Below are 20,761 nucleotides of genomic sequence, written 5' to 3'. Positions count from 1 at the left end.
TGCCTCAAGTGGCAATCGGGGAGCTCGTCAAGCGTCAACTGTTAGACACCAGGCCGCTGGCCGTGCCCGCCTACCGGCGCCTCTGGGTGGGGCAGGCCGTCTCGGGCGTCGGCCTCGCGGTGAGCGTGGTGGCCGTCAGCCAGCAGGTGTGGGTGCTGACCCACTCCTCCCTCTGGGTCGGCCTCATCGGCCTGGCCAACCTGATACCGCTGGTGGTGTTCGGGCTGTGGGGCGGCGCGGTCGCCGACGCGGTGGACCGGCGCAGGCTGCTGATCGTCGGCTCGGCCATCGCCTGGTCCAGCACCGTCCTGCTGGTGGCGCAGGCCCTGCTCGGCCTGGACAACGTCTTCGTCCTGCTCGGCGTGGTCGCCCTGGGCGCCACCGGCTACGCGATCAGCTCCCCGACCCGGGGCGCGGTCATCCCACGCCTGCTCCCTCCAGAGCTGGTCCCGGCCGCCAACGCGCTCAACTCACTGGTCTACAGCATGGCCGCGATCATCGGGCCGATGGTCGGAGGCGTGGTGCTGGCGGCCTCGGGGTTCGCCGCGGCGTACGCGCTCGACGCCCTGCTGTTCGGCGCCGGCCTGTACGCGGCGCTGCGCCTGCCGCCGCTGCCGCCGCTCGGCGAGGTCTCCAGGCCCGGCGCCAGAGCCGTCGTCGAGGGCCTGCGTCACATCCTCGCCAGCCCCGTCCTCCTCATGTCGTTCGTCGTCGACATCATCGCCATGGTGCTCGCCCTGCCCCGCGCGCTGTTCCCCGAGCTGGCGGACGTGCGCTTCGGCGGCTCCGAGATCGCCCTCGGCTGGCTGAACTCCGCCATGGCGATGGGCTCGGTCGCCGGGGCGCTGTTCTCCGGCTGGGTCGGCCGGGTCAGGCGGCAGGGGATCGCGCTCGTCGCCGTCATCGCCGTGTGGGGCCTCGCCGTGGCCGCCGCCGGGCTCGTGCACGAGCTGTGGCTGGTGGTGGCGTTCATGGCCGTCGGCGGTGCGGCCGACGTGGTGTCCTCGGTGTGGCGGCAGTCCATCCTGCAGCTCCACGCGCCCGACGAGATGCGCGGGCGGATGCAGGGGGTGTTCATGGTGGTGGTGGCCGGCGGGCCCCGGCTCGGCGACCTGCGGGCCGGGGCGATGGCCGCCTCGTTCGGGATGGCGGCGGCGTGGGTGGGCGGCGGCCTGGCGTGCGCCGCCGCGGTGGTGGCCGTCGGGTTGTCGGTGGCCCGCTTCCGCACCTACCGCTCGGGGTAGCGCGACGGCGGACCGTACGGACCGTACGGGCCGGCGGGTCCGGCGGGCCCCATGGAGCTCGCGCGCTCAGGAGCCGTCCGCCGTCCGGGCGGCCACCTGGAGGTCGGCGAGGAAGCCCGCGTACGTGGCGTCCCTGTCGGGGGCGCGCAGCACGGCGGAGGGGTGGATGGTCGCCACCGCCAGCCTCCCGCCCAGCGGCACCGGCACGCCGCGCTCCTTGGTCACCCGGAAGCCCGGCCCCAGCACCGAGCGCGCCGCCGTGGCGCCGAGCACCACGACCACCTCCGGCTCCACCACGGCCAGCTCGGCCGTCAGCCACGGCCGGCAGGCGTCGATCTCGGCGGCGGTCGGCTTCTGGTGGATGCGCCGCTTGCCCCGCAGCGTGAACGAGAAGTGCTTGACCGCGTTGGTCACGTACACCTCGTCGCGCTTGATGCCCGCCTCCGCCAGCGCCCGGTCCAGCACCCGGCCGGCCGGCCCGACGAACGGCGCTCCCTGGCGGTCCTCCTGGTCGCCCGGCTGCTCGCCGACCAGCAGGAACCTGGCCCCCGGCGGCCCTTCGCCGAAGACCGTCGCCGTGGCGTTCCGGTACAGGTCGCAGCCCCTGCACCCGGCCGCCGCGTCGCGCAGCGCGTCGAGGTCGAGGCGGTCGGGAAGGAACGAGGCGGCGCCTTTGTTTCCGTCCTTTGCCATCGCAGGTCTCTCTGCAAGTAGGGTTTGTGCCTTCACTTGTGTGCCCGGGGCGGACGGGGTCAGTCCCTCCCTTGACCGGCGTAACATTGCAGTTGGGAGGAGCCTTGACCGCACACGGCCTGATCGACACGACGGAGATGTATCTCCGCACGATTTATGAGCTCGAAGAGGAGGGGATCGTCCCTCTCCGGGCGCGCATCGCCGAGCGTCTGCAGCAGAGTGGCCCGACGGTGAGCCAGACCGTGGCCCGCATGGAGCGCGACGGCCTGGTTCGCGTCGAGGGTGACCGGCACCTGTCGATGACCGAGCTCGGGCGCACCCTCGCCACGCGCGTGATGCGCAAGCACCGCCTCGCGGAGTGCCTGCTGACCCAGGTGATCGGCCTGCCGTGGGAGGAGGTGCACATCGAGGCCTGCCGGTGGGAGCACGTCATGTCCGACTCGGTGGAGTCGCGGCTGGTGACCCTGCTCGACAACCCCACGGTGTGCCCGCACGGCAACCCCATCCCCGGGCTGGCCGAGCTGGGCGCCCAGGAGACCGGCGACATCGGCGAGGTGCTGCTGGCGTCCATGTCGGAGCTGGCGGGCCCGCGGGACACACCCGTAGTCGTGCGACGAATTAGCGAACAAGTGCAAAGCGATCCCGCTGTGATGCTTAAACTCAAGCAAGTTGGGATACAACCCGGACGCGAGGTCACGCTCGCGGCGAGCGACGACGGTGTGCGGGTGACAGGTGACGGTGACGCGAACAACATTCCCGCGGAGCTTCCGCGTGACGTTGCCGCGCACGTTTTCGTCTCCAGGCGCTGACGCGCGCGCTGCTGCTTGGTTGAATCCCTTGCGGGAGACCCTCCACTCCCCTCCGGTCAAGACTGTTGCAGGAGCGCCCGTGTTCCGCTGCTTTGCGCACATGCCTCCACGAGGAGTGGTCTCCGGATGAAGCGTTGGGGGGATCTGTCTGAGGACGCGGTCGATCATCTGGCCGCCTCCTCCGTCCTCGATCACGCCGAGATGGCCGTCGTCGTGACGGACCGTTTCGGCAATCTCCTCTACTGGAACCCCTTCGCCGAAAAGCTCTTCGGCCGTCCCGGCGCCTCGTCACGTGACGCGTCGGGGCTCTCGCTCGGCTTCATCGAGAAGGACCACCCGCTGGCCGTCGAGCTCTCCAAGCACGTGCTCAAGGGCGGCGTGTGGGAGGGCACCTTCGACGTCCGCCGGCCCGACGGCACCATCGTCTACGTCCGCGCCCAGGCCGTGCCGCTGCGCCACGCCGACGGCTCGGTGACCGGCATCGTCATCACCGCCCGTGAGGCGATGCGCAGCAACGAGCGCGAGAAGGACCGCTTCGGGCTGCTGGAGCGCATCGGCGAGCGGCTCGCCGGCTCCCTGTACGTCGAGGAGACGCTCAAGCGCGTCGCCGAGATGCTGGTCCCGCAGTTCGCCGACCACTGCTTCATCGAGCTGGTGGAGGGCGACCGGCTGGTGCGCAGGGTGTCGCAGCACGTGCAGGGCTGGACCCCGCCGCCCGGCACCTGGAAGCCGGTCGGCGCCGAGATCCGCTACCCCCACGGCCACTACGCCGACACCGCGATGCGGCGGCAGGAGACGATCCTCGTCGAGGACTTCGCCGCCAGCAGCTTCCCCGCCCCGAGCGACGACAGCGCCAAACTGTGCGGCGAGGTCGGCATGACCTCCGCCATCGTCGCCCCGCTGTGCGTGCGCGGCGAGACGCTCGGCCAGCTCTACCTCGGGCTGTCCAACCTCACCGACCGGCGCAGCCCCCACTACGACGCCTTCGACCGCGACTTCGTCGGCGCCATCGCCACCCGGGTCGCGCTCGCCATCGACAACGCGCTGCTGTTCGAGGAGGAGCGGCACACCGCCGAGTCGTTCCAGAAGCACCTGCTGCCCCGGGCGCTGCCCCAGCTCGACGGCCTGCAGATCGCGGTGCGCTACTACCCGGCCGCCCCCCTCGCCTCCCACGGGCAGGGCATCCAGACCCAGGTCGGCGGCGACTGGTACGACGTGATCCCGCTGTCGGCCGGCCGGGTCGGCATCGTCATCGGCGACGTCGAGGGGCGTGGCGCCAAGGCCGCGGCCATCATGGGCCAGTTGCGGGCCGCGCTGCGCGCCTTCGCCCAGGACGACAAGTCGCCCGCCGACATCCTGGCCAGGCTCGACGAGTGGACGCGCATCATCGCCACGCCCGAGAAGGACGACCAGGGCGCCGACATCAGCGTCCCGCCCATCGTCACCTGCCAGTACCTCGTCTACGACGCCTGGTCGCGCACCCTGTCGTTCGCCAACGCCGGTCACGCGCCGCCGTTGCTGCTGGTCGAGGGCCAGTGCCTGGAGCTCGACATCGAGGAGGTCGGCCAGCCGCTGGGCGTGCGCGCCAAGGGCCTGCACGCCGACCTCGTCTACAAGGAGGAGACTCGGGTGCTGCCGCCCGGCGCGGCGCTGCTCCTCTACACCGACGGCCTGGTCGACCGGCGTCCCGGCCGCGACGGCCGGATGCCGACCGACGCCGAGACGCTGGGCGTGCTGCGTGACAAGCTCGCCAAGGTGGCCGACGCCGACGTGGAGCGCGTCGCCGAGGCGGCCACGGTCGCGGTGCCGGGCGAGATCGACGACGACATGGCCATCCTGGTGGTCCGCTCCAGCACCGACGACCTCGACGTCGAGGAACGCACCTTCCCCGCCCAGCCCATCATGGTGGGCGAGGCGCGGCGGATGGCCTCCGAGGCCTTCGACGACTGGAACGTCCCCGAGGAGCGCGCCGAGCTGGCCTGCCTGCTGGTGTCCGAGGTGGTCACCAACGTGGTGCTGCACGCGGCCAGCACCAGCGTGCCCCGCCGGGAGCTGATGATCGACGGGCCGGCGCTGGCCTTCGACGACGAGTCGTGGGACGTGCCCGGCTTCGAGGAGGAGGAGGTCGTCGGCGAGAAGGAGTTCACGCTCCGGCTGCGCCGTGGCGAGGAGGCCGTCTGGGTCGAGGTGTTCGACCAGGACCTGCGCCTGCCCCGCATCCGCAGCGCCGGCGAGAACGACGAGGGCGGCCGCGGCCTCTACCTCGTCGACCAGCTCGCCCGGCGCTGGGGCTCGCGACCTACCAGGGAAGGCAAAGCCGTCTGGTTCGAGATTCCCACCCGCAGCCGCTGAGTGGTTAGCTCGACGGCATGGAGCTGGCCTTCGAGCGGCGTGGCACGGGCCCGCCGCTGATCCTCGTGCACGGCATCGGGCACCACTGGCAGGCGTGGCTGCCGGTCATGGACCGCCTCGCCGCCTCCCGGACCGTCATCGCGGTGGACCTGCCCGGGTTCGGCGTCTCGCCGCCGCTGCCCGTGGGCACGCCGTACACCGCAGAGTCGCTCGCCGACGCGGTCGCGTCGTTCTGCACGGTGCTGGGCGTGCGTGAGCCGCACGTCGCGGGCAACTCGCTCGGCGGCTATCTCGCGCTGGAGCTGGCCTCGCGGGGCGTCGTCCGCACGGCCACCGCCCTGTCCCCGGCCGGGTTCTGGTCGCGGGCCGAGCTGGCCTACTGTCAGACGGCGCTGCGTGCGACCCGCGCCGCGGCCGCCTCGATCCCGCCGGAGCGGCTCGCCCGCGCGGCCGAGGCCCCGGCGGGGCGGGCGGTGCTGGCCGGTCTCCTGGTCGCCCACCCGGCCCGGCTCTCGCCGGCGGCCCTGGTCGCCGGCGCGCAGGCGCTGGCCGGGGCGCGCGGGTTCGACGAGACGCTGGCCACGTTCACCGGTCTGATGCCGCCGGCGCCGCCCAAGGTGCCGGTCACCCTCGCCTGGGGCGAGCACGACCGGCTGCTGCCGCGCCGGCAGGCCGTACGGGCCGCGAGATGGTCGGGGCAGCGGGTGAAGCTGCTGAAGGGCTGCGGGCACGTGCCGATGAGCGACGACCCGGAGCTGGTGGCCAGGGTGCTGCTGGAGGGGAGCGAGGGCTAGCGGGTCAGGCGGCGTAGGCGGCTTCGAGGTTGGCGGCCATGCGGCGCAGCACGTCGATGGTCGTCGCGTACTCCTCCTCGCTGATCCCTTCGGCGGCCTGCCGCCGTACGCGCATGACGTGGGCGGCGATCGCCTCGTGCGCACGCCTGCCGTCGTCGGTGAGCCGCCCGCCGGAAACCCAGCCCCTCGACGACAGCTGCTCCAGCGCGTCGCCCACCGCGGCGAACGGCAGGAGCGCCGCCCGCGGGTGGTCGTCGCCGACGGCCAGCACGTTGAGCGCCTGCCACTCCCGGCGGGAGACTTGGTGGGCGGCCAGCGCGGCGGGCAGGACCTGCTCGAAGAGGCCGTCGAGGTGCTTGAGCCAGTAGCCGATCATTCTCTGGGACATGCATGCATAATAACAACTATATGTGTAATGACAACTATATTGCGTCGGTCGAACGTGCCATGGTCACGATCAGGCGCCGGCAGAGCAGGCGCGCGCTCGCGCGGCTGCAGGGTGCGCCCGGCCCCGAGCTGGAGGTGCTCGACGTGCTGGAGGCGGCGGGGGAGCCGGTGACCGTGTCGGCCGTCGCCGAGGCGCTCGCTGTCGACCAGCCCCGGGCGAGCCGGCTCGTCGCCGCGGCGGTGACGGCCGGGCTCGTGCGACGCGAGGCCGACCAGGCCGACGGGCGGCGCGCCCTGCTCGCGCTGACCGACGCCGGGCGGGCGGCCGCCGGGCGCGCGCACGAGGCCAGGCAGGCGGCGTTCGCGCAGGCCATGGCGGGGTGGACGGACGCCGAGCGGGCGGAGTTCGCCCGCCTGCTCACCCGCTTCGTCGAGTCGCTGCCCGGCTAGACCTGCGTCTGCCCCCAGAGCAACAGCATGACGATGACGAAGACGATCACCACGCCGAGGTAGCCGACCGGCCCGAGGCGCAGCGCCCGGCGCACCCGGTTCAGACCCCAGGCGAAGAGCAGCGCCAGGAACACCAGAAGGATCAGCCCGCCGTCCATGGTCTCAGTATGCGTTCCGGGACGGCGGGCCGCGCCGGTTCTAGAAGCCGAACGACCGGCCGATGATCTCCTTCATGATCTCGGTGGTGCCGCCGTAGATCGTCTGGACGCGGCTGTCCACCCACGCCTTGGCCACCGGGTACTCCAGCATGTAGCCGTAGCCGCCGTGCAACTGGAGGCACCGGTCGATGACCTTGGTCTGCAGCTCGGTGGTCCACCACTTGGCCTTGGCCGCGTCCACCGCTGTGAGCTCGCCGGCGTTCAGCGCGACGACGCACTTGTCGACGTAGTGGCGGGCGATCTCGGTCTCGGTGGCCAGCTCCGCCAGGACGAACCGGGTGTTCTGGAACGAGCCGATCGACCGGCCGAACGCCTGCCGCGTCCCGCAGTAGGCGATGGTCTGCTCCAGCACCGTCTCGGCCGCCGCCACCGCCCCGACCGCGATCGACAGCCGCTCCTGCGGCAGGTTGCGCATGAGCTGGAAGAACCCCTCGCCGTCGGCCGGGCCGAGCCGGTTGGCCACCGGCACGCGGACGTTGTCGAAGAACAGCTCGGCCGTGTCCTGAGCCTTCATCCCGATCTTGTCGAGGTTGCGCCCGCGCCCGAAGCCCTCCATCCCGCGCTCCACGACCAGCAGCGTGACGCCCCGCGCTCCCGCCTCGGGGTCGGTCTTGGCCACCACGACGACGAGGTCGGCGTTGATGCCGTTCGTGATGAAGGTCTTCTGTCCGTTGAGCACGTAGTGGTCGCCCTCGCGGACCGCCGTGGTCCGGACGCCCTGCAGGTCGCTGCCCGCCCCGGGCTCGGTCATCGCGATGGCGGTGATCAGCTCGCCGCTGACGAACCCGGGCAGCCACCGCTGCCTCTGCTCGTCGTTCGTCAGCTCGACGACGTACGGCGCCATCACGTCGTTGTGCAGTGAGAAGCCCAGGCCGGTCGCGCCGTGCCTGATGATCTCCTCCAGGATCACGGTGTTGTACCGGAAGTCCGTGATGCCGGCCCCGCCGTACTCCTCGGGCACCCCGAACCCGAACATCCCGAGCTCGCTGGCCTTCTTCCAGACCTCGCGCGGGACGATCCCGTCCTTCTCCCAGCGATCATGATGGGGCACGACCTCACGTGCCATGAACTCGCGCACGGTCTCCTGGAAGAGCAGGTGCTCCTCGTCGAAGAGGTCTCGCCGCATCGGTCGCCTCCAAGCAGGTGTGGTGGGGACAGAATACGATTCTGGTCGCTCGAGGTATACCCGGTCGGGCGGGCGGACACGGCTTCATCACAAGTACCGGATCCGGGCCGGACGGTGGCGATATCGCCTCTAAGATCTCCTTTCGGTCTATGTGATCGGAGTATCCGGTGAATCGGTGGCGCAAGACGTTGATCGCTGCATCGGTCGGTATGGCCGCGTCCGCAGCGTTCGTAGCGACGCCCGCCCCCGGCCAGGCCCAGGCCTCGCTGATCGCCAAGTACCTCTGCACGGGCGGCGTCGCGGGAGGCGCCGGTGTCGAGGTGGAGGCCGTGGTCACGCCTCGCCTGGAGGCCGGCGGCATGCTCGACGTCAACTGGGCGCTTCGGTATGCGACTGACACACAGTTCGGCTCGCCCGGCTTCTTCGCCAAGGGCTCCACACTCAACCTCGAGGGCATGGTGGAGATCACCGGTGCCTGGAACGGTCAGCTCAGGCCCAAGGGGTTCAAGGACCAGCCCGAGCTCGTGCCGGGCGACTTCCTCGACCTGCCCGAAGGGCTGTCCGACGCGGGCTCGGTGCGGCGTCCGGGCACGATCCGCGTCCGGCCGGGCGACCTGTTCGTCAGGTTCAAGCCCGCCAAGGGCGAGGTCATGGTCAACGACAACAACCCGGCCGTCGAGTATTCGGGCACCTGGACCTCCGGCGGCACGGCGGAGGAGTTCGGCGACCACCTCTACGACCTGCACGAGACCAGCCAGAAGGACGCGGTCGCCAGGCTGTCGTTCACCGGCACCCAGGTCGCCTACATCAGCAGGCGCGAGCGGGGCCTCGGCCCCGTCCGCGTCCTGTTGGACGGCAAGGGCATAACAGACCCGCTGGTCGAACCGGGTAAGGACCGGAACGGCGTCCCGATGACCGGCACGAGGGCCAAGGAGGTGCTGTGGAAGTCGCCGGTGCTGAAGTACGGCCCCCACACGATCGAGATCGTCAACGCCGAGGCCGAGAAGGCCTACGTGGACGCGTTCCAGGTGACGACCGGTGAGATCGGCGAGCCCCCGACGCACAACCAGGCCACCTGCAAGCTCAAGGGCGACCCCGGCGCCATCGAACTGACCGTGCCCGGCAACAGCCCGTCGCCGACGCCTACCACGCCCACCCCCGACCCGAGCAAGACTCCCACCACCACCCCGACCCTGCCCACCCCCACGGGTGGGACGACGCCGCCTGTCGTGCCGAGCAACCCGTACAACCCCGGCCCCGGTGACAACGTCGCCGTCGTGTCCACGAGCCCCAGGCCGACCAGGACCACCACCGTCACGGCGACCCCCAAGCCGACCACCACCAGGTTCGTCAAGGCGCAGGTGCTCAAGACCCCCAAGGGCGGGGTCGACACGGGTGAAGCGCCGGAGACCGGCGGCGCCGGCTCGTACGGGCTGATCGCGGGCGGGTCCGTGCTGCTCATGGGCAGCGCCACCGGCGGGCTGCTGCTGCGGCGGCGGCGCGCCACGCATGCGGGAGGAGCGCAGCGATGACCGAGCACGACCCGATCTCCACCCCGGCTCCCGCGTCGGCCGAGGCCGAGGAGCGATCGCCGATGAGCAGGGCCCTGCCGGGTCTGCTGATCGCCGGTTCGCTGGGCGGCGTGGGCGCGATCATGGTGGGCCTGCTGTCGATGGCGCCGCCCGTGGACGACGGTTCGGGCCCGCCGCAGGTGGCCGCCCAGGCCGAGCCGAGCACCGTTCAGATCCAGAACGCGGGCGCGTTCGTCCTCGCGCCGACGGTGGGCCCCGGCGGCAAGAACGCGCCCCTGACGCCCGCCCGCCTCGAAGCCCCGCCGCCGCTGGCGGCCGCGCCGGTCGTGGCGGCCATCCCACCGGTCAAGACGACGGTGGCGAAGAAGAAGCCGAAGCCGGTCCGGATCAAGATCCCGAAGATCAAGGTGAACGCCACGATCGGGACGGTGACGCTCGACCGCAAGGGCAGCCTGACCACGCCGCCCCTGTCCAAGCCCAACCTCACGGGCTGGTACCGCTATTCGCCGCTGCCGGGGGAGAAGGGCCCCTCGGTGATCAACGGCCACGTGAGCACCCGCAAGGGCGCCGCCGTCTTCCAGCGTCTCCGCGAGCTGGCCAAGGGCGACCACATCTACGTCTACCGGTCGGACAAGAAGGTGACGCGCTTCACCGTGAGCGGGATCGAGCAGGTCAGCAAGTCGACGTTCCCCACCAAGCGGGTGTACGGCAACACCGGCGACGCGCAGCTCCGGCTGATCACCTGCGGCGGCATCTACAACAAGCAGGCGCACAGCTACACGGACAACATCATCGTGTACGCCACGCTGTCCAAGAAGAAGGGCTGATCTGGGAGCTTGCTCCCCGTTTTTGCCATTTACGGGAGATTTACAGGCAGAATCCATAAGATCTCTACCTGACCGTGACCCTTGGCTGCCAGGCTGGTACGCCAGTTGAATCTGTGCTGAAACGGAGAAGGACAGTGCTGACGTCCCAGGCGCGGCGCCGCCGCCTCGCCCTCAAGACATCCGCCTTCGGCCTGATGGGCACACTGGTCCTTCCCTCCTTGTCTCTGGTTTCGGCTTCGGCCGCCAGTGCCGCTACGGCTACGAAGCAGTTTTCCTACACGTGCCAAGCGGGAGGTCCGGTCATCAGTCAGACCATCACCGTTGGTCTCACAGCCCCGGACACGGCTGCGGCGGGAGGCAGTTTCGATGTGACGGTGAATCTCCCGACGCTGACCATCTCGCCGCCTCCCGCCGTGGCCACGACCGTGCAGGTCAACGCGGCGCTGACGGCGACCAGCGGAACGGTTACCGACCCGGGCGCCAAGGAGGGGGCGCCTGTCACGGCTGGGGGGACGACGGCACCAACCGCCGATGTGAAGTACAAGATCTCCGTAGCCGCAGGGACGACGGGCAAGGTCAGCGTAAAGCCGGGAGAGTTGAAGTTAAGTCTGGCATCTAACCCCAACAGCGTGACCACGTGCACGACGATCTCGACGGAAGTCCTGGACGTCACCATCGGCACGGGGAGCGGCACGGGGCAAGACGTCGTCGACTACCAGTGCAAAGGGCCTGGAACGGCAGACGTCCAGAACGTGCAGATCAGAGTCGAACTCACCATGCCCACGAGTGCACGAGCCAACCAGCAGTTCCAAATTGGCTGGAAGGGTACCTACGTCACGGGCAAGGAGTTGAAGGCCCCGAGCACCGGCCAGACTGTCAGTCCTAAGATCTTCGCGTATGCGACGATGACCGGCATCACCAATCTGACCTCCGCAACAGGTGAGGGTGTCACGGGGACGATCGCCGCTGGACAGCCCATCCCGCTGCCCACAGCAGTCGTGAATCTCAAGAGCACCTCATCCGCTGCTGGCACCGCGACCGTCAAACCAGGAAAGATCAACTTCGGCGCGAACTCGACTACGGGCAACCAGCCGATGATCGAGTGCTTGGTCCAGAATGACAGTGCGCTGAAGACCTACACGTTCACCGTCACCGCCGCCGGGGCTTCCCCGACGCCCACGCCGACCCCCACTCCCACCCCGACGCCCACCCCCACCCCCACCAAGACCACGCCGCGGCCGACCCGGACGAAGACGGAGATCGTCACGGTGGGGCCCACGAAGCGGGCCTCCAAGACGCCGAAGGCCGGGGCCGACACCGGGGGCGGTGGCGACATGGGGCCCGACGGGCGGATGTTCGTGCTGGCGGGGTCGTTGCTGATCATCGCCGCCGGTGCCGGTGGGCTGGTCATGCGCCGGCGCGGGATCTCGCGGAGTTGATGCGGCGTGGCGCCTCAGTATCCCTACGGCGGCGGGACGTCCGGTGATCGCGGCGGCAGGGCGCTCAGGGTGGTGCTGGTCCTGGCGGCCGTCGCCGGGGTGGTCACCGTGGTGGCCGGGCTGCTGATCGTGCTCGGCTCGCCCGAGGAGTACGGGCTGGCCTCGCAGCGTGACACGCTCGCGCTGGACGCGCAGCCCGACGGCCGGGCGACGGGACAGCCGGAGCAGGCCATGTTCCAGGCGGCGCCCACGGCGCCCCCTCCGCTGCCGCAGATCAATCCGGCGCCGCCGATGCTGCCCTCCACCCCGGTACGCATCGTGATCAAGAAGTTGGGCGTCAACGCGCCGGTCAGGTCGGTCGGCCTGGCCAAGGACGGCACGATCCAGGTGCCGCCGCCGAACGACCCCAATCTCGTCGGCTGGTACCGCCACATGTCCACCCCGGGCGAGGGTGGCCCGGCGGTGCTGCTGGGGCACAAGGACACCCGGACGCGCAGCGCCGTCTTCACCCGCCTGCACGAGATCCGCAACGGCGACCAGATCGAGGTCAAACGCCAGGACGGGACGACGGCGGTCTTCACCGTCGGCGGGGTGGAGCAGGCGAACAAGAAGACCTTCCCCACCCAGCGGGTCTACGGCCAGCAGAGCAACGCCCAGCTCCACCTCATCACCTGCGGCGGCTCGTATGACCGCAGGATCGGTCACTACACCGATAACATCATCGTCTACGCGACGATGACGGGCTCCTATCGAAGCTGATCTCGGAGGCGCGCAATGGGCTGGATGGCGAAGCGGAGACTGCGTACTGGCCCCACGGCGGCGTTGCCCGCCCGGCCGAGCCAGGCGGAGCTGCTGCGGATCGTGCGGCTGGCCGATCCCGGCGCCCGCGCCGACGGTGACGAGATCGTCGCCGTGGACGTGCGGGTGCACGCGCCGGTCGAGGCGGAGCCTGACCTGGTGGGCGGCGTGCTGGAGGAGGTCTGGGCGGTCAGGGTGGCGGCCGAGGGGCCGCTGCCGTTCGACTTCTTCGACCGCTACCTCGCCGAGGGGATCGCGTTCCGGCTGGGCGGGCTGGCCGTGTGCCGGGGCGAGGTGAGCGATCCCGCCGACGACGAGGGCGGCGGCCCCGCGGTGATCCTTCCGGTACGGCCGGCGGCGGACGAGCTGCTGCCCCTGCTGGAGGGCGAGGGGGAGGTCGAGCCGGAGGAGGAGGGCTTCGCCTACGCCGTCGACGGGCTGAGGGTGCTGGTGGTGCCGCAGAGGGGCCGACCGCCGGCCGCGGAGGAGCTGCTGCCGTTCGCCACCGAGCTGACCGCGGTCGAGCTGCGCGGCGAGGACCGCGAGCGGCTCGACGCGCTCGCGCTGCGGCTCGCCGAGGGCCTTCAAGGGGTGGTGGTGGACCGGTGGCGGTTCCGGGTGGACGCCGCCGAGGACGTGCTCCCGCCCGCCTGACAAAACGGGTAGTCTCCTCAGTAACCGAATAATGCTCGGTTTCAGGAGGCACCGTGGCAGAGGCGTACATCGTCGGGGCGGTCCGCACCCCGGTCGGCAAGAAGAAGGGCGGCCTGTCCGCCGTCCACCCCACTGATCTGGCCGCCCACACGCTCAAGGAGCTGATCGACCGCACCGGCGTCGACCCCGCGGCGGTGGAGGACGTCATCATGGGCTGCGTCATGCAGTTCGGCCCCCAGAGCATGGACATCGCGCGCAACGCGTGGCTGTCGGCGGGCCTGCCGGAGACGACCGCGGGCGTCACGATCGACCGGCAGTGCGGCTCCTCCCAGCAGTCGATCCACTTCGCGGCGCAGGGGGTCCTGTCCGGCACGCAGGACCTCGTCGTCGCGGCCGGCGTCGAGTCGATGAGCATCGTGCCCATGGGCTCGTCGATCACCGCCGCCCTGGAGAAGGGCATGCCGTTCCCGTTCGGCGACAAGTGGGTCGAACGCTACGGCAAACAGGAGATCTCGCAGTTCCGCGGCGCGGAGCTGATGTGCGAGAAGTGGGGCTTCACCCGCGACGAGCTGGAGCGGTACGCCTTCGAGTCGCACCAGCGGGCGGCCAAGGCCGTCGCGAACGGCTACTTCAAGGAGCAGATCACGCCCGTGAACGGCGTGGAGGACGACGAGGGCCCCCGCCCCGACACGACGCTGGAGAAGATGGCCGGGCTCAAGACGCTCAAGGAGGACGGCCAGATCACCGCGGCCACGTCCTCGCAGATCTCCGACGGCTCGGGCGCCGTGCTGATCGCCTCCGAGCGGGCCGTACGCGAGCACGGCCTGACCCCGCGTGCCCGCATCCACCAGCTCGCTCTCATGGGCGACGACCCCGTGTACATGCTGACGGCGCCGATCCCGGCCACGCGCAGGGCTCTGGAGCGGTCGGGCCTGTCGATGGACGACATCGACGTGACTGAGATCAACGAGGCGTTCGCCCCGGTGCCGATGGCGTGGATCAAGGAGCTGGACGCCGACCCGGCCCGGGTCAACCCCAACGGCGGCGCCATCGCCCTCGGCCATCCGCTGGGCGCCACCGGCGCGATCCTCATGACGAAGCTGCTGCACGAGCTGGAGCGCACCGGCGGGCGGTACGGCCTGCAGACGATGTGTGAGGGCGGCGGCCAGGCCAACGTCACCATCATCGAGCGGCTCTGACCTGCCGCGTCACGGCGCCCCGCCCCCGATCGGGGCGGGGCGCCGCGCGTCGTGCGGGGGCCCATGGCGTACGGGCCGCGCGCCGCACTCACCACCATCCATCGGCAGTGGTCTAGCGCCCCTTGGGCGGGATGCGACGGGGCGGCGCGATCGGCCGCTGCGGCATCTTGGGCATCTGCCGCGGGACCGGTCTCGCCGGGTGTCCCGGCATCCCGGGGACGTTCTTCTTGGATCCGTTGGATACACGTACTCGCATGAGAAGGCTCCTTCACGTAACTCGCGACGCGGCCACGGGCCGGTCGGCAAGCTCAGCTGCCGCGTCTGGATGAACGGCGGGCGGGCGTGGTCACCGCCCCGCGGTCGGGCTGAGAGGCCGGGCTGAACGGGTCAGCCCCGGCGCATTACAGGTAAAGGCGCATGTCCACGACAGTACGGATCACCCAGGAGCGGCGCAACCGATTATTCGGCGGGTGGTCCCGTGAGGGTGTCCTCAACAGCCCGGCCCGGTCGTCGGCCGGGCACATCGCCGCAGCATCATGTCGTCCTGCGGCGGGCGCGGAGGGGCCCACTCCAACTTACATACATGCATGCGTGTATGTTTCTCCCATGAGACGAATCATCGCCGACGGCAAGAGCGCCGGCCTCGTCCTTGCCGCCGGCTGGATCGCCATCGGCCTGGGTGTCGTGCACCTCGTCGTGGCACCGCTGGAACGCGGTGACATCTGGCCGCAGGTGGCCGCCGAGGGTGTCTGGAACACCTTCACCCTCGACGAGCCGGTCACGCTCGGCCAGTTCGTGCGCGCGGAGGCGTTCTGGACCACCTTCGGCAGCTGGGGCGCCCCCGTCCTCGTGTTGGGTTGCCACATCCTGTGGTCGGCGCGCCGGCGCCATCGCGTGCCGGGGTGGCTGGGATGGATCCTCATCGCCTGGGGACTTCCGCTGTCGATCCTGGTCCCTGCCTCGCCGGGGTGGGCGTTTCCCATCATCGGCGGACTTGTCGTTCTTGGTGACGGGCAGCGAGGCCGCTCCTCCGCCGGGCACCGACCCACCGCGGTGGCGGGTGAGAAGCGATGACCGAAGCGAACCCCCGGCGTACGCAGGCCGACCGGCGCGAGCGGACCAGGAGGGCAGTGCTGGAAGCCGCGGCTCGGAGGCTGTCCACCCACGGCTACGCCAACCTGGTGCTCGAACGGGTGGCCAACGAGGCGGGCTACTCCCGCGGCGCCGTCTATCACCTGTTCGCCAACAAAGAGGAGCTCGCGCTGGCGGTCGTGAGGTGGGTCGAGGAGACCTGGGAGGCCGAGGTGGGCCACGCCGCTGCCGGCGAAGTCGACCCCGTCGACGCGCTGATGACCATGGCCGAGAGGCATGCCCTCTTCTGCCGGCGGGAAGTGGCGCGGGTGCTGTTGACCTTGAGGGTCGAGTTCGCCGGGCAGGATCATCCCGTGGGTCAGGCCATCGCCGCGATCCTCGACCGGCTCGACGGCACCTGCGCCGACCTGATCGCCGCGGGCAGGGCAAGCGGAGCGATCCCGCCCGGGCCGCCGCCCCGGCACACCGCAGCGGCGTACACAGCGATCATGGAGGCGGTCGGGATCGAGCTGGCCGGACAGGCTCCCCATGACCTCGAGCTCATGGGCCGGGCGGTGCGCGGAGTGCTGGGCTTGCCACCTACCCCGATCGTGACCGATTCCCCGAGCGGAGCCGGGTCCGCGGCGACACCGGTGCACACCGACAGAGAGGTCCGACGATGAGGCTGCCGATCTCCGCGCACACCTCGCGTCCGTGGCGCATCCACGAGGTGGCTCCCGACTTCGAGGTCGAGTCCGTGTGGGCGCTGCGGACACCGGGTGGCGCCGAGGAGTTCCCCCGGCTGGTGTCGCAGCTCGCTTCGGACAATTGGCCCGACGGCGCCCCGTACATCGTCCGGTTCCTGTGGGAGCTGAGGTGGAGGCTCGGCGCATGGTTCGGCTGGGACCGCGCGGGCTCCGGCGTCGGCTCCAGGGTGAGGTCGCTGCGGCACCGGTTGCCCGTGGATCTGCGTGATGCCCCCCAGGGGCCGGAGTACGACCCGTTCGTCTCGGTGTATCAGCTCGAGAACGAATGGGCTGCCGAGCTGGCCAACCGGACGGTGCACACGGTGATACACCTCGCCTGGGTCCCGGACGGCTCCGGCGGATACCAGGGTCAGATGACCAGCTTGGTCAAGCCCAACGGAATGTACGGCCGCGGCTACATGACGGCGATCAAGCCGTTTCGGTATCTCATCGTGTACCCGGTCCTCGTCCGCAGAATCGAGCGCGAGTGGAGGGCGACCGTCCCGCGGAACCCGTGACACTCCCTTGTCGGCGTCAACGGGGTGTGGCCGGTGGCCGCCTCCGGTTTCCCGGCTAGTCCTCCGGGTCGGGCAGGCGGGCCGGGGCCGTGTTGTGGACCTGCTGGAAGATGACCGAGGTGCGGAAGCCGGCGATCTCACGGCGCTTGCTCAGCCGGTCCAGCAGGAAGGCGTGCAGGTGGTCGAGGTCCTGGACCGCGACGTGCAGCAGGAAGTCGTCGCCGCCCGCCAGGACGAACACGCTCAGCACCTCGGGCAGCTCCGCCGCCGACTGTTTGAACGTGTCGATCACCGCGCGGCTGAGCGGCCGGACCTGTACCGACACGAGGGCCTGGACGCTCCGGTTGAGCGCCGCCGGGTCGATGTCGGCGTGGTAGCCGCGGATCACCCCGCGCCGGGTGAGCGCGCGGACGCGTTCGAGGCAGGTCGAGGGGGCGACGCCCAGCCTGCGGGCCAGCTCGCGGTTGGACTGCCGGGCATCCGTTTGGAGAAGGCGGACGATCTCCGTATCAAGTTCATCCATGACGGGATTGTGCCCGTATTTCTGGACGAACGTTCGGTGGAGCCGCGCCCGGGACGTACGGATGGCTAGCTTCTGGCGGTATGACGGAACACAGGCTTGGTGCGGGACAGGGCACCGCGGTGCTGCTCGGCGCGGTGCTCGGGCCCGGGATGCTCGTGCTGCCCCAGCTCGCCGCCGCCGCGGCGGGGCCGGCGTCGGTGCTGGCGTGGGCGGCTCTGCTGCTGCTCAGCGTGCCGGTGGCGATGACGTTCGCGGCGCTGGGCGTGCGCTATCCCGGCGGCGGGGGAGTGGCGGGCTTCGCGGGGCTGGCGTTCGGGCGGCGCGCGTCGGCGGTGGTCGGCTGGTGGTTCTACGGGTCGGTCCCCGTGGGCGTCGTGGCGGGCGCGCTCGTCGGCGGCCGGTACGTCGAGGCGGCTCTCGGCGTGGACGACGCCGTGGCGGCCGCGGTCCTGCTGGCCGCGGCGTTCGCGGCGAACGCCGCCGGGCTGCGCACGTCGGGACGGTTGCAGGCCGGTCTGGTCGTCCTGCTGGTGGCCCTGCTGGCCGTCGCCGTGGTCACCGCCGCGCCGCACGCCGAAGCCGCCGCGTTCACCCCGTTCGCCCCGTACGGCGCGGCGGGCGTGGCGAGCGCGGCCGGCGTGCTGCTGTTCGCCTTCGTCGGCTGGGAGGCGGCCAGCCACCTGTCGGCCGAGTTCGCGGGCGGCCGGCGCGGCCTGCTGCGCGCCACTGCGGTGACGCTGGTCGTGATCAGCGTGCTCTACGTAGGCGTGGCCGTCACCACGGTCGGCGTGCTGGGCGAGCGGGCGGGGGCGACGGCCGTGCCGCTCGCCGCGCTGCTGGAGACGGGGGTCGGCTCCGCCGCGCGGCCCATCACCGGTGTGGTGGCGGTGCTGCTGACGCTCGGCGCGGTGAACGCCTACATCGCCGGGGCCGCCCGTCTCGGCGCGGCGCTGGCGGGGGACGGCGCGCTGCCGGGCTGGTTCGCCAGGCGCGGCCGGTCCGGCGGGGAGCCGCTGCGCAGCCTGGGGCTGGTGGCCGTGCTCAGCCTGGCGGTGCTGGCCGCGGCGGTCGCCGCTCCCACGCTCGGCCTCGCCGTCGATCTCGACGCGCTCATGCGGGTCACCTCGGCGGCCCTGGCCGCCGTCACGGTCGCGGGCACGGCGGCGGCGGCCCGGCTGCTGCCCCGGGGCCGGTGGCGGGCGACGGCGCTGGCGGCCGGCGTCCTGTCCTGCGCCGCGCTGGCCGCCTGCGGCGCCTACCTGGTCGTGCCCGCCGGCCTGGCCCTCGTGGCGCTGCTGGTGACCCGGGCGAACGCCCGCCGGCCGCTGCCCCGCCGGTCGCCGCGTTGATCGTCGAGTTGATCGCCGCGTTGATCGCCGCGTTGATCGCCGCGTGACGCTCCCGTGGGGTGAGGCCGGACGATCGCCGGGTACACAGGGGACGCCGGGGGGCGTAACGTCGGCGGGAGGATGCCATGAGCGAGTACGCCAAGGCAAGAGAGCTCGGCGAGCAGGCGCGTGAGAAGGAGTGGACGCGGCCGAGCTTCGCACGACAGCTGTTCCTGGGTGACTTCCAGCTGGACCTGGTGCACCCGGCGCCCGCGCCCCGCGAGGAGGCGGCCCAGCGGGGTGAGGAGTTCGTCCGGACGATGCGCCGCTTCCTCGACGCCCAGGTCGACCCGGCCGAGATCGAGCGGACCGCGCGGGTGCCCGACGCGGTGGTCAAGGGCCTGGCCGAGCTGGGCGCGTTCGGGATCACGATCGGCACGGAGTACGGCGGCCTCGGCCTGCCCTACCTGTACTACTGCCGCGCCCTCATGCTGGTCGGCTCCTACTCCCCGGCGCTGGCCACGCTGCTGTCGGCGCACCAGTCGATCGGGGTGCCGCAGCCGCTGAAGCAGTTCGGCACCGAGGAGCAGAAGCGGGAGTTCCTGCCGCGGTGCGCCCGGGGCGAGATCTCGGCGTTCCTGCTGACCGAACCCGACGTGGGGTCCGACCCGGCCAGGCTGTCCACCACCGCCGTGCGCGACGGCGACGACTACGTGCTCGACGGCGTCAAGCTGTGGACCACCAACGGCGTCGTCGCCGACCTGCTCGTCGTCATGGCCAGGACCGGGAAGAAGATCAGCGCCTTCGTCGTCGAGGCGGCCAGCCCCGGCATCACGGTCAGGCGGCGCAACAGCTTCATGGGCCTGCGCGGCATCGAGAACGGCGTCACCGAGTTCGCCCAGGTGCGAGTCCCGGCTCGCAACCTGATCGGCCGCGAGGGTGAGGGCCTGAAGATCGCCCTGACCACGCTGAACACCGGCCGCCTCGCCCTGCCCGCGACGTGCGCGGGCAACGCGAAGTGGGCGGTGCGGATCGCCCGCGAGTGGGGCAACGCCCGCGTCCAGTGGGGCCGCCGGATCGGCGACCACGAGGCGGTGGCCACCAAGATCGCCTTCATCGCGGCCACGGCCTACGCCCTGGAGGCCGTCTGCGAGCTGACCAGCCGGATGGCCGACGACCGGCGCAACGACATCAGGATCGAGGCGGCGCTGGCCAAGCTGTACGCCTCGGAGCTCGGCTACCAGGTGCTCGACGAGCTGGTCCAGATCAGGGGCGGCCGGGGCTTCGAGACCGCCGAGTCGCTGGCCGCGCGGGGCGAGCGCGGCGTGCCCGCCGAGCAGATGTTGCGCGACGCGCGGATCAACCGCATCTTCGAGGGCTCCTCCGAGATCATGCGCCTGCTCATCACCCGCGAGGCCGTGGACGCCCACCTGTCGGCCGCCGGCGAGCTGATCGACCCGAGCGCCTCCCGGCAGGACCGGGCGAGGGCGCTGAAGCGGGCGAGCGCCTTCTACGCCCGCTGGCTGCCCAGGCTGGTGGCGGGCACCGGCAACCTGCCCACCTCGTACGCCGAGTTCGGCGCGCTGGCCGGCCATCTGCGCCACGTCGAGCGGGTCAGCCGCAAGCTGGCCCGGTCCACCTTCTACGGGATGTCCCGCTGGCAGGGCCGGCTGGAGCACCGGCAGGCGTTCCTCGGCCGGATCGTCGACATCGGGGCCGAGCTGTTCGCGATGACGGCGGTCTGCGTCAAGGCGCGCGAGGACGCGGCGGACCTCGGGTGCCGGCCGTACGAGCTGGCCGACACGTTCTGCCGGCAGGCCGCGGGCCGGATCGACGCGCTGTTCGCCCGGCTGTGGGACAACAGCGACACCCGGGACGCGCGGCTGGCCCGCTACGTGCTCGACGGCCGCTACACCTTCGTCGAGGAGGGCGTCCTCGACCCGTCCATCGACGGCCCGTGGGTCGGCACGCCGGAGGGCGGGGAGGACGTCCGCCGCACCATCCACTGACCCTGTGGTCTAGACCGGAAGGCGGACGAAAGCCGCGGAGGTGT

Annotated in this window: 21 protein-coding genes; 16 read left to right on the top strand and 5 right to left on the bottom strand. The window is 71.2% G+C overall.

The genetic code is table 11. The features are described from left to right. Window positions 1–8: 8 nt before the first annotated feature. A complete protein-coding gene (locus CXR44_RS11695; protein WP_101785541.1) occupies window positions 9–1,244 on the top strand; it encodes an MFS transporter in 1,236 nt (411 codons plus the stop codon). Between the two features lie 66 nt (window positions 1,245–1,310). On the opposite strand, the gene CXR44_RS11690 is transcribed toward CXR44_RS11695, so the two are convergent. After that, window positions 1,311–1,937: a UdgX family uracil-DNA binding protein gene (locus CXR44_RS11690; RefSeq protein ID WP_101785539.1), complete on the bottom strand. Its 627-nt coding sequence runs from the start codon at window positions 1,935–1,937 to the stop codon at window positions 1,311–1,313. Between the two features lie 104 nt (window positions 1,938–2,041). Here CXR44_RS11690 and CXR44_RS11685 point away from each other — a divergent pair, with 104 nt between their 5' ends. The 3 genes from CXR44_RS11685 (at window position 2,042) to CXR44_RS11675 (ending at window position 5,892) form a co-directional block, all read left to right on the top strand. Continuing rightward, complete coding sequence (locus CXR44_RS11685; protein WP_101785537.1) at window positions 2,042–2,746, top strand: iron-dependent transcriptional repressor DtxR; 705 nt, start codon at window positions 2,042–2,044, stop codon at window positions 2,744–2,746. A gap of 126 nt (window positions 2,747–2,872) precedes the next feature. Then, window positions 2,873–5,098, top strand: a complete 2,226-nt coding sequence (locus tag CXR44_RS11680; RefSeq protein ID WP_101785535.1) for an ATP-binding SpoIIE family protein phosphatase — start codon at window positions 2,873–2,875, stop codon at window positions 5,096–5,098. A 17-nt stretch (window positions 5,099–5,115) separates the two neighbouring features. Then, window positions 5,116–5,892, top strand: coding sequence for an alpha/beta fold hydrolase (locus CXR44_RS11675; RefSeq protein ID WP_101785533.1), 777 nt, complete (start codon window positions 5,116–5,118; stop codon window positions 5,890–5,892). 4 nt (window positions 5,893–5,896) lie between these two features. Here CXR44_RS11675 and CXR44_RS11670 read toward each other — a convergent pair whose 3' ends face one another. Further along, entirely contained in the window at window positions 5,897–6,280 is a 384-nt protein-coding gene (locus CXR44_RS11670) for a hypothetical protein (protein WP_101785531.1), read from the bottom strand. A gap of 59 nt (window positions 6,281–6,339) precedes the next feature. Between CXR44_RS11670 and CXR44_RS11665 the strand changes: the two genes are divergently transcribed. Further along, window positions 6,340–6,729, top strand: a complete 390-nt coding sequence (locus CXR44_RS11665; protein WP_245899097.1) for a MarR family winged helix-turn-helix transcriptional regulator — start codon at window positions 6,340–6,342, stop codon at window positions 6,727–6,729. Here the strand turns inward: CXR44_RS11665 and CXR44_RS39355 are convergent. Next, entirely contained in the window at window positions 6,726–6,887 is a 162-nt protein-coding gene (locus CXR44_RS39355; protein ID WP_180903333.1) for a hypothetical protein, read from the bottom strand. The two genes, CXR44_RS11665 and CXR44_RS39355, sit on opposite strands and share 4 nt — an antisense overlap. A gap of 40 nt (window positions 6,888–6,927) precedes the next feature. Then, the gene (locus tag CXR44_RS11660; RefSeq protein WP_101785527.1) at window positions 6,928–8,073 is read right to left on the bottom strand and encodes an acyl-CoA dehydrogenase family protein; all 1,146 of its coding nucleotides are present in this window, start codon (window positions 8,071–8,073) and stop codon (window positions 6,928–6,930) included. A gap of 209 nt (window positions 8,074–8,282) precedes the next feature. Here CXR44_RS11660 and CXR44_RS11655 point away from each other — a divergent pair, with 209 nt between their 5' ends. The 9 genes from CXR44_RS11655 to CXR44_RS11615 all read left to right on the top strand — a co-directional run bounded on the left by CXR44_RS11655 (window position 8,283) and on the right by CXR44_RS11615 (window position 16,857). Then, window positions 8,283–9,605: an LPXTG cell wall anchor domain-containing protein gene (locus CXR44_RS11655; RefSeq protein ID WP_101785526.1), complete on the top strand. Its 1,323-nt coding sequence runs from the start codon at window positions 8,283–8,285 to the stop codon at window positions 9,603–9,605. Further along, window positions 9,602–10,432, top strand: a complete 831-nt coding sequence (locus CXR44_RS11650) for a class F sortase (RefSeq protein ID WP_101785524.1) — start codon at window positions 9,602–9,604, stop codon at window positions 10,430–10,432. Before CXR44_RS11655 ends, CXR44_RS11650 begins: the two co-directional genes overlap by 4 nt. 134 nt (window positions 10,433–10,566) lie before the next feature. Beyond that, entirely contained in the window at window positions 10,567–11,871 is a 1,305-nt protein-coding gene (locus CXR44_RS39350) for a hypothetical protein (RefSeq protein ID WP_180903331.1), read from the top strand. Window positions 11,872–11,877: 6 nt separating this feature from the next. Next, window positions 11,878–12,630, top strand: coding sequence for a class F sortase (locus CXR44_RS11640; RefSeq protein WP_101785520.1), 753 nt, complete (start codon window positions 11,878–11,880; stop codon window positions 12,628–12,630). Between the two features lie 24 nt (window positions 12,631–12,654). Beyond that, window positions 12,655–13,323, top strand: coding sequence for a hypothetical protein (locus CXR44_RS11635; RefSeq protein WP_144069928.1), 669 nt, complete (start codon window positions 12,655–12,657; stop codon window positions 13,321–13,323). A gap of 53 nt (window positions 13,324–13,376) precedes the next feature. After that, window positions 13,377–14,522 (top strand): acetyl-CoA C-acetyltransferase, encoded by a 1,146-nt coding sequence (locus CXR44_RS11630; protein WP_101785516.1) that lies wholly within the window; start codon window positions 13,377–13,379, stop codon window positions 14,520–14,522. Between the two features lie 606 nt (window positions 14,523–15,128). Next, entirely contained in the window at window positions 15,129–15,596 is a 468-nt protein-coding gene (locus tag CXR44_RS11625; protein ID WP_101785514.1) for a DUF6463 family protein, read from the top strand. Window positions 15,597–15,652: 56 nt separating this feature from the next. Further along, window positions 15,653–16,276 (top strand): TetR/AcrR family transcriptional regulator, encoded by a 624-nt coding sequence (locus tag CXR44_RS11620; protein ID WP_245899096.1) that lies wholly within the window; start codon window positions 15,653–15,655, stop codon window positions 16,274–16,276. Then, window positions 16,273–16,857 (top strand): DUF2867 domain-containing protein, encoded by a 585-nt coding sequence (locus CXR44_RS11615; RefSeq protein ID WP_101785509.1) that lies wholly within the window; start codon window positions 16,273–16,275, stop codon window positions 16,855–16,857. The genes CXR44_RS11620 and CXR44_RS11615 overlap by 4 nt, the downstream gene beginning before the upstream one ends. Window positions 16,858–16,912: 55 nt before the next feature. Here the strand turns inward: CXR44_RS11615 and CXR44_RS11610 are convergent, their stop codons facing one another. After that, entirely contained in the window at window positions 16,913–17,380 is a 468-nt protein-coding gene (locus CXR44_RS11610; RefSeq protein ID WP_101785507.1) for an Lrp/AsnC family transcriptional regulator, read from the bottom strand. Between the two features lie 80 nt (window positions 17,381–17,460). Between CXR44_RS11610 and CXR44_RS11605 the strand changes: the two genes are divergently transcribed. After that, the gene (locus CXR44_RS11605; RefSeq protein WP_101785505.1) at window positions 17,461–18,729 is read left to right on the top strand and encodes an APC family permease; all 1,269 of its coding nucleotides are present in this window, start codon (window positions 17,461–17,463) and stop codon (window positions 18,727–18,729) included. A 125-nt stretch (window positions 18,730–18,854) separates the two neighbouring features. Beyond that, on the top strand, window positions 18,855–20,717 hold the full coding sequence (locus CXR44_RS11600; RefSeq protein ID WP_101785502.1) for an acyl-CoA dehydrogenase family protein: 1,863 nt from the start codon (window positions 18,855–18,857) through the stop codon (window positions 20,715–20,717). The last annotated feature ends 44 nt before the right edge of the window (window positions 20,718–20,761 follow it).

It is taken from the genome of Nonomuraea indica, assembly GCF_002850745.1.
GTDB classification, from domain to species: Bacteria; Actinomycetota; Actinomycetes; order Streptosporangiales; family Streptosporangiaceae; genus Nonomuraea; species Nonomuraea indica.
Note: the sequence above shows the minus strand (reverse complement) of the source record. Positions and strands in the feature narration are given on the sequence as shown.

Excerpts from the sequence above, each read along its gene's own strand:
- CXR44_RS11675 (WP_101785533.1), top strand. The coding sequence starts at position 5,116 with ATGGAGCTGGCCTTCGAGCGGCGTGGCACGGGCCCGCCGCTGATCCTC.
- CXR44_RS11600 (WP_101785502.1), top strand. The coding sequence starts at position 18,855 with ATGAGCGAGTACGCCAAGGCAAGAGAGCTCGGCGAGCAGGCGCGTGAG.
- CXR44_RS11635 (WP_144069928.1), top strand. The coding sequence starts at position 12,655 with ATGGCGAAGCGGAGACTGCGTACTGGCCCCACGGCGGCGTTGCCCGCC.
- CXR44_RS11670 (WP_101785531.1), bottom strand. The coding sequence starts at position 6,280 with ATGTCCCAGAGAATGATCGGCTACTGGCTCAAGCACCTCGACGGCCTC.
- CXR44_RS11650 (WP_101785524.1), top strand. The coding sequence starts at position 9,602 with ATGACCGAGCACGACCCGATCTCCACCCCGGCTCCCGCGTCGGCCGAG.
- CXR44_RS39355 (WP_180903333.1), bottom strand. The coding sequence starts at position 6,887 with ATGGACGGCGGGCTGATCCTTCTGGTGTTCCTGGCGCTGCTCTTCGCC.
- CXR44_RS11625 (WP_101785514.1), top strand. The coding sequence starts at position 15,129 with ATGAGACGAATCATCGCCGACGGCAAGAGCGCCGGCCTCGTCCTTGCC.
- CXR44_RS11665 (WP_245899097.1), top strand. The coding sequence starts at position 6,340 with ATGGTCACGATCAGGCGCCGGCAGAGCAGGCGCGCGCTCGCGCGGCTG.
- CXR44_RS11655 (WP_101785526.1), top strand. The coding sequence starts at position 8,283 with ATGGCCGCGTCCGCAGCGTTCGTAGCGACGCCCGCCCCCGGCCAGGCC.
- CXR44_RS11660 (WP_101785527.1), bottom strand. The coding sequence starts at position 8,073 with ATGCGGCGAGACCTCTTCGACGAGGAGCACCTGCTCTTCCAGGAGACC.
- CXR44_RS11615 (WP_101785509.1), top strand. The coding sequence starts at position 16,273 with ATGAGGCTGCCGATCTCCGCGCACACCTCGCGTCCGTGGCGCATCCAC.
- CXR44_RS11605 (WP_101785505.1), top strand. The coding sequence starts at position 17,461 with ATGACGGAACACAGGCTTGGTGCGGGACAGGGCACCGCGGTGCTGCTC.
- CXR44_RS11610 (WP_101785507.1), bottom strand. The coding sequence starts at position 17,380 with ATGGATGAACTTGATACGGAGATCGTCCGCCTTCTCCAAACGGATGCC.
- CXR44_RS11690 (WP_101785539.1), bottom strand. The coding sequence starts at position 1,937 with ATGGCAAAGGACGGAAACAAAGGCGCCGCCTCGTTCCTTCCCGACCGC.
- CXR44_RS11680 (WP_101785535.1), top strand. The coding sequence starts at position 2,873 with ATGAAGCGTTGGGGGGATCTGTCTGAGGACGCGGTCGATCATCTGGCC.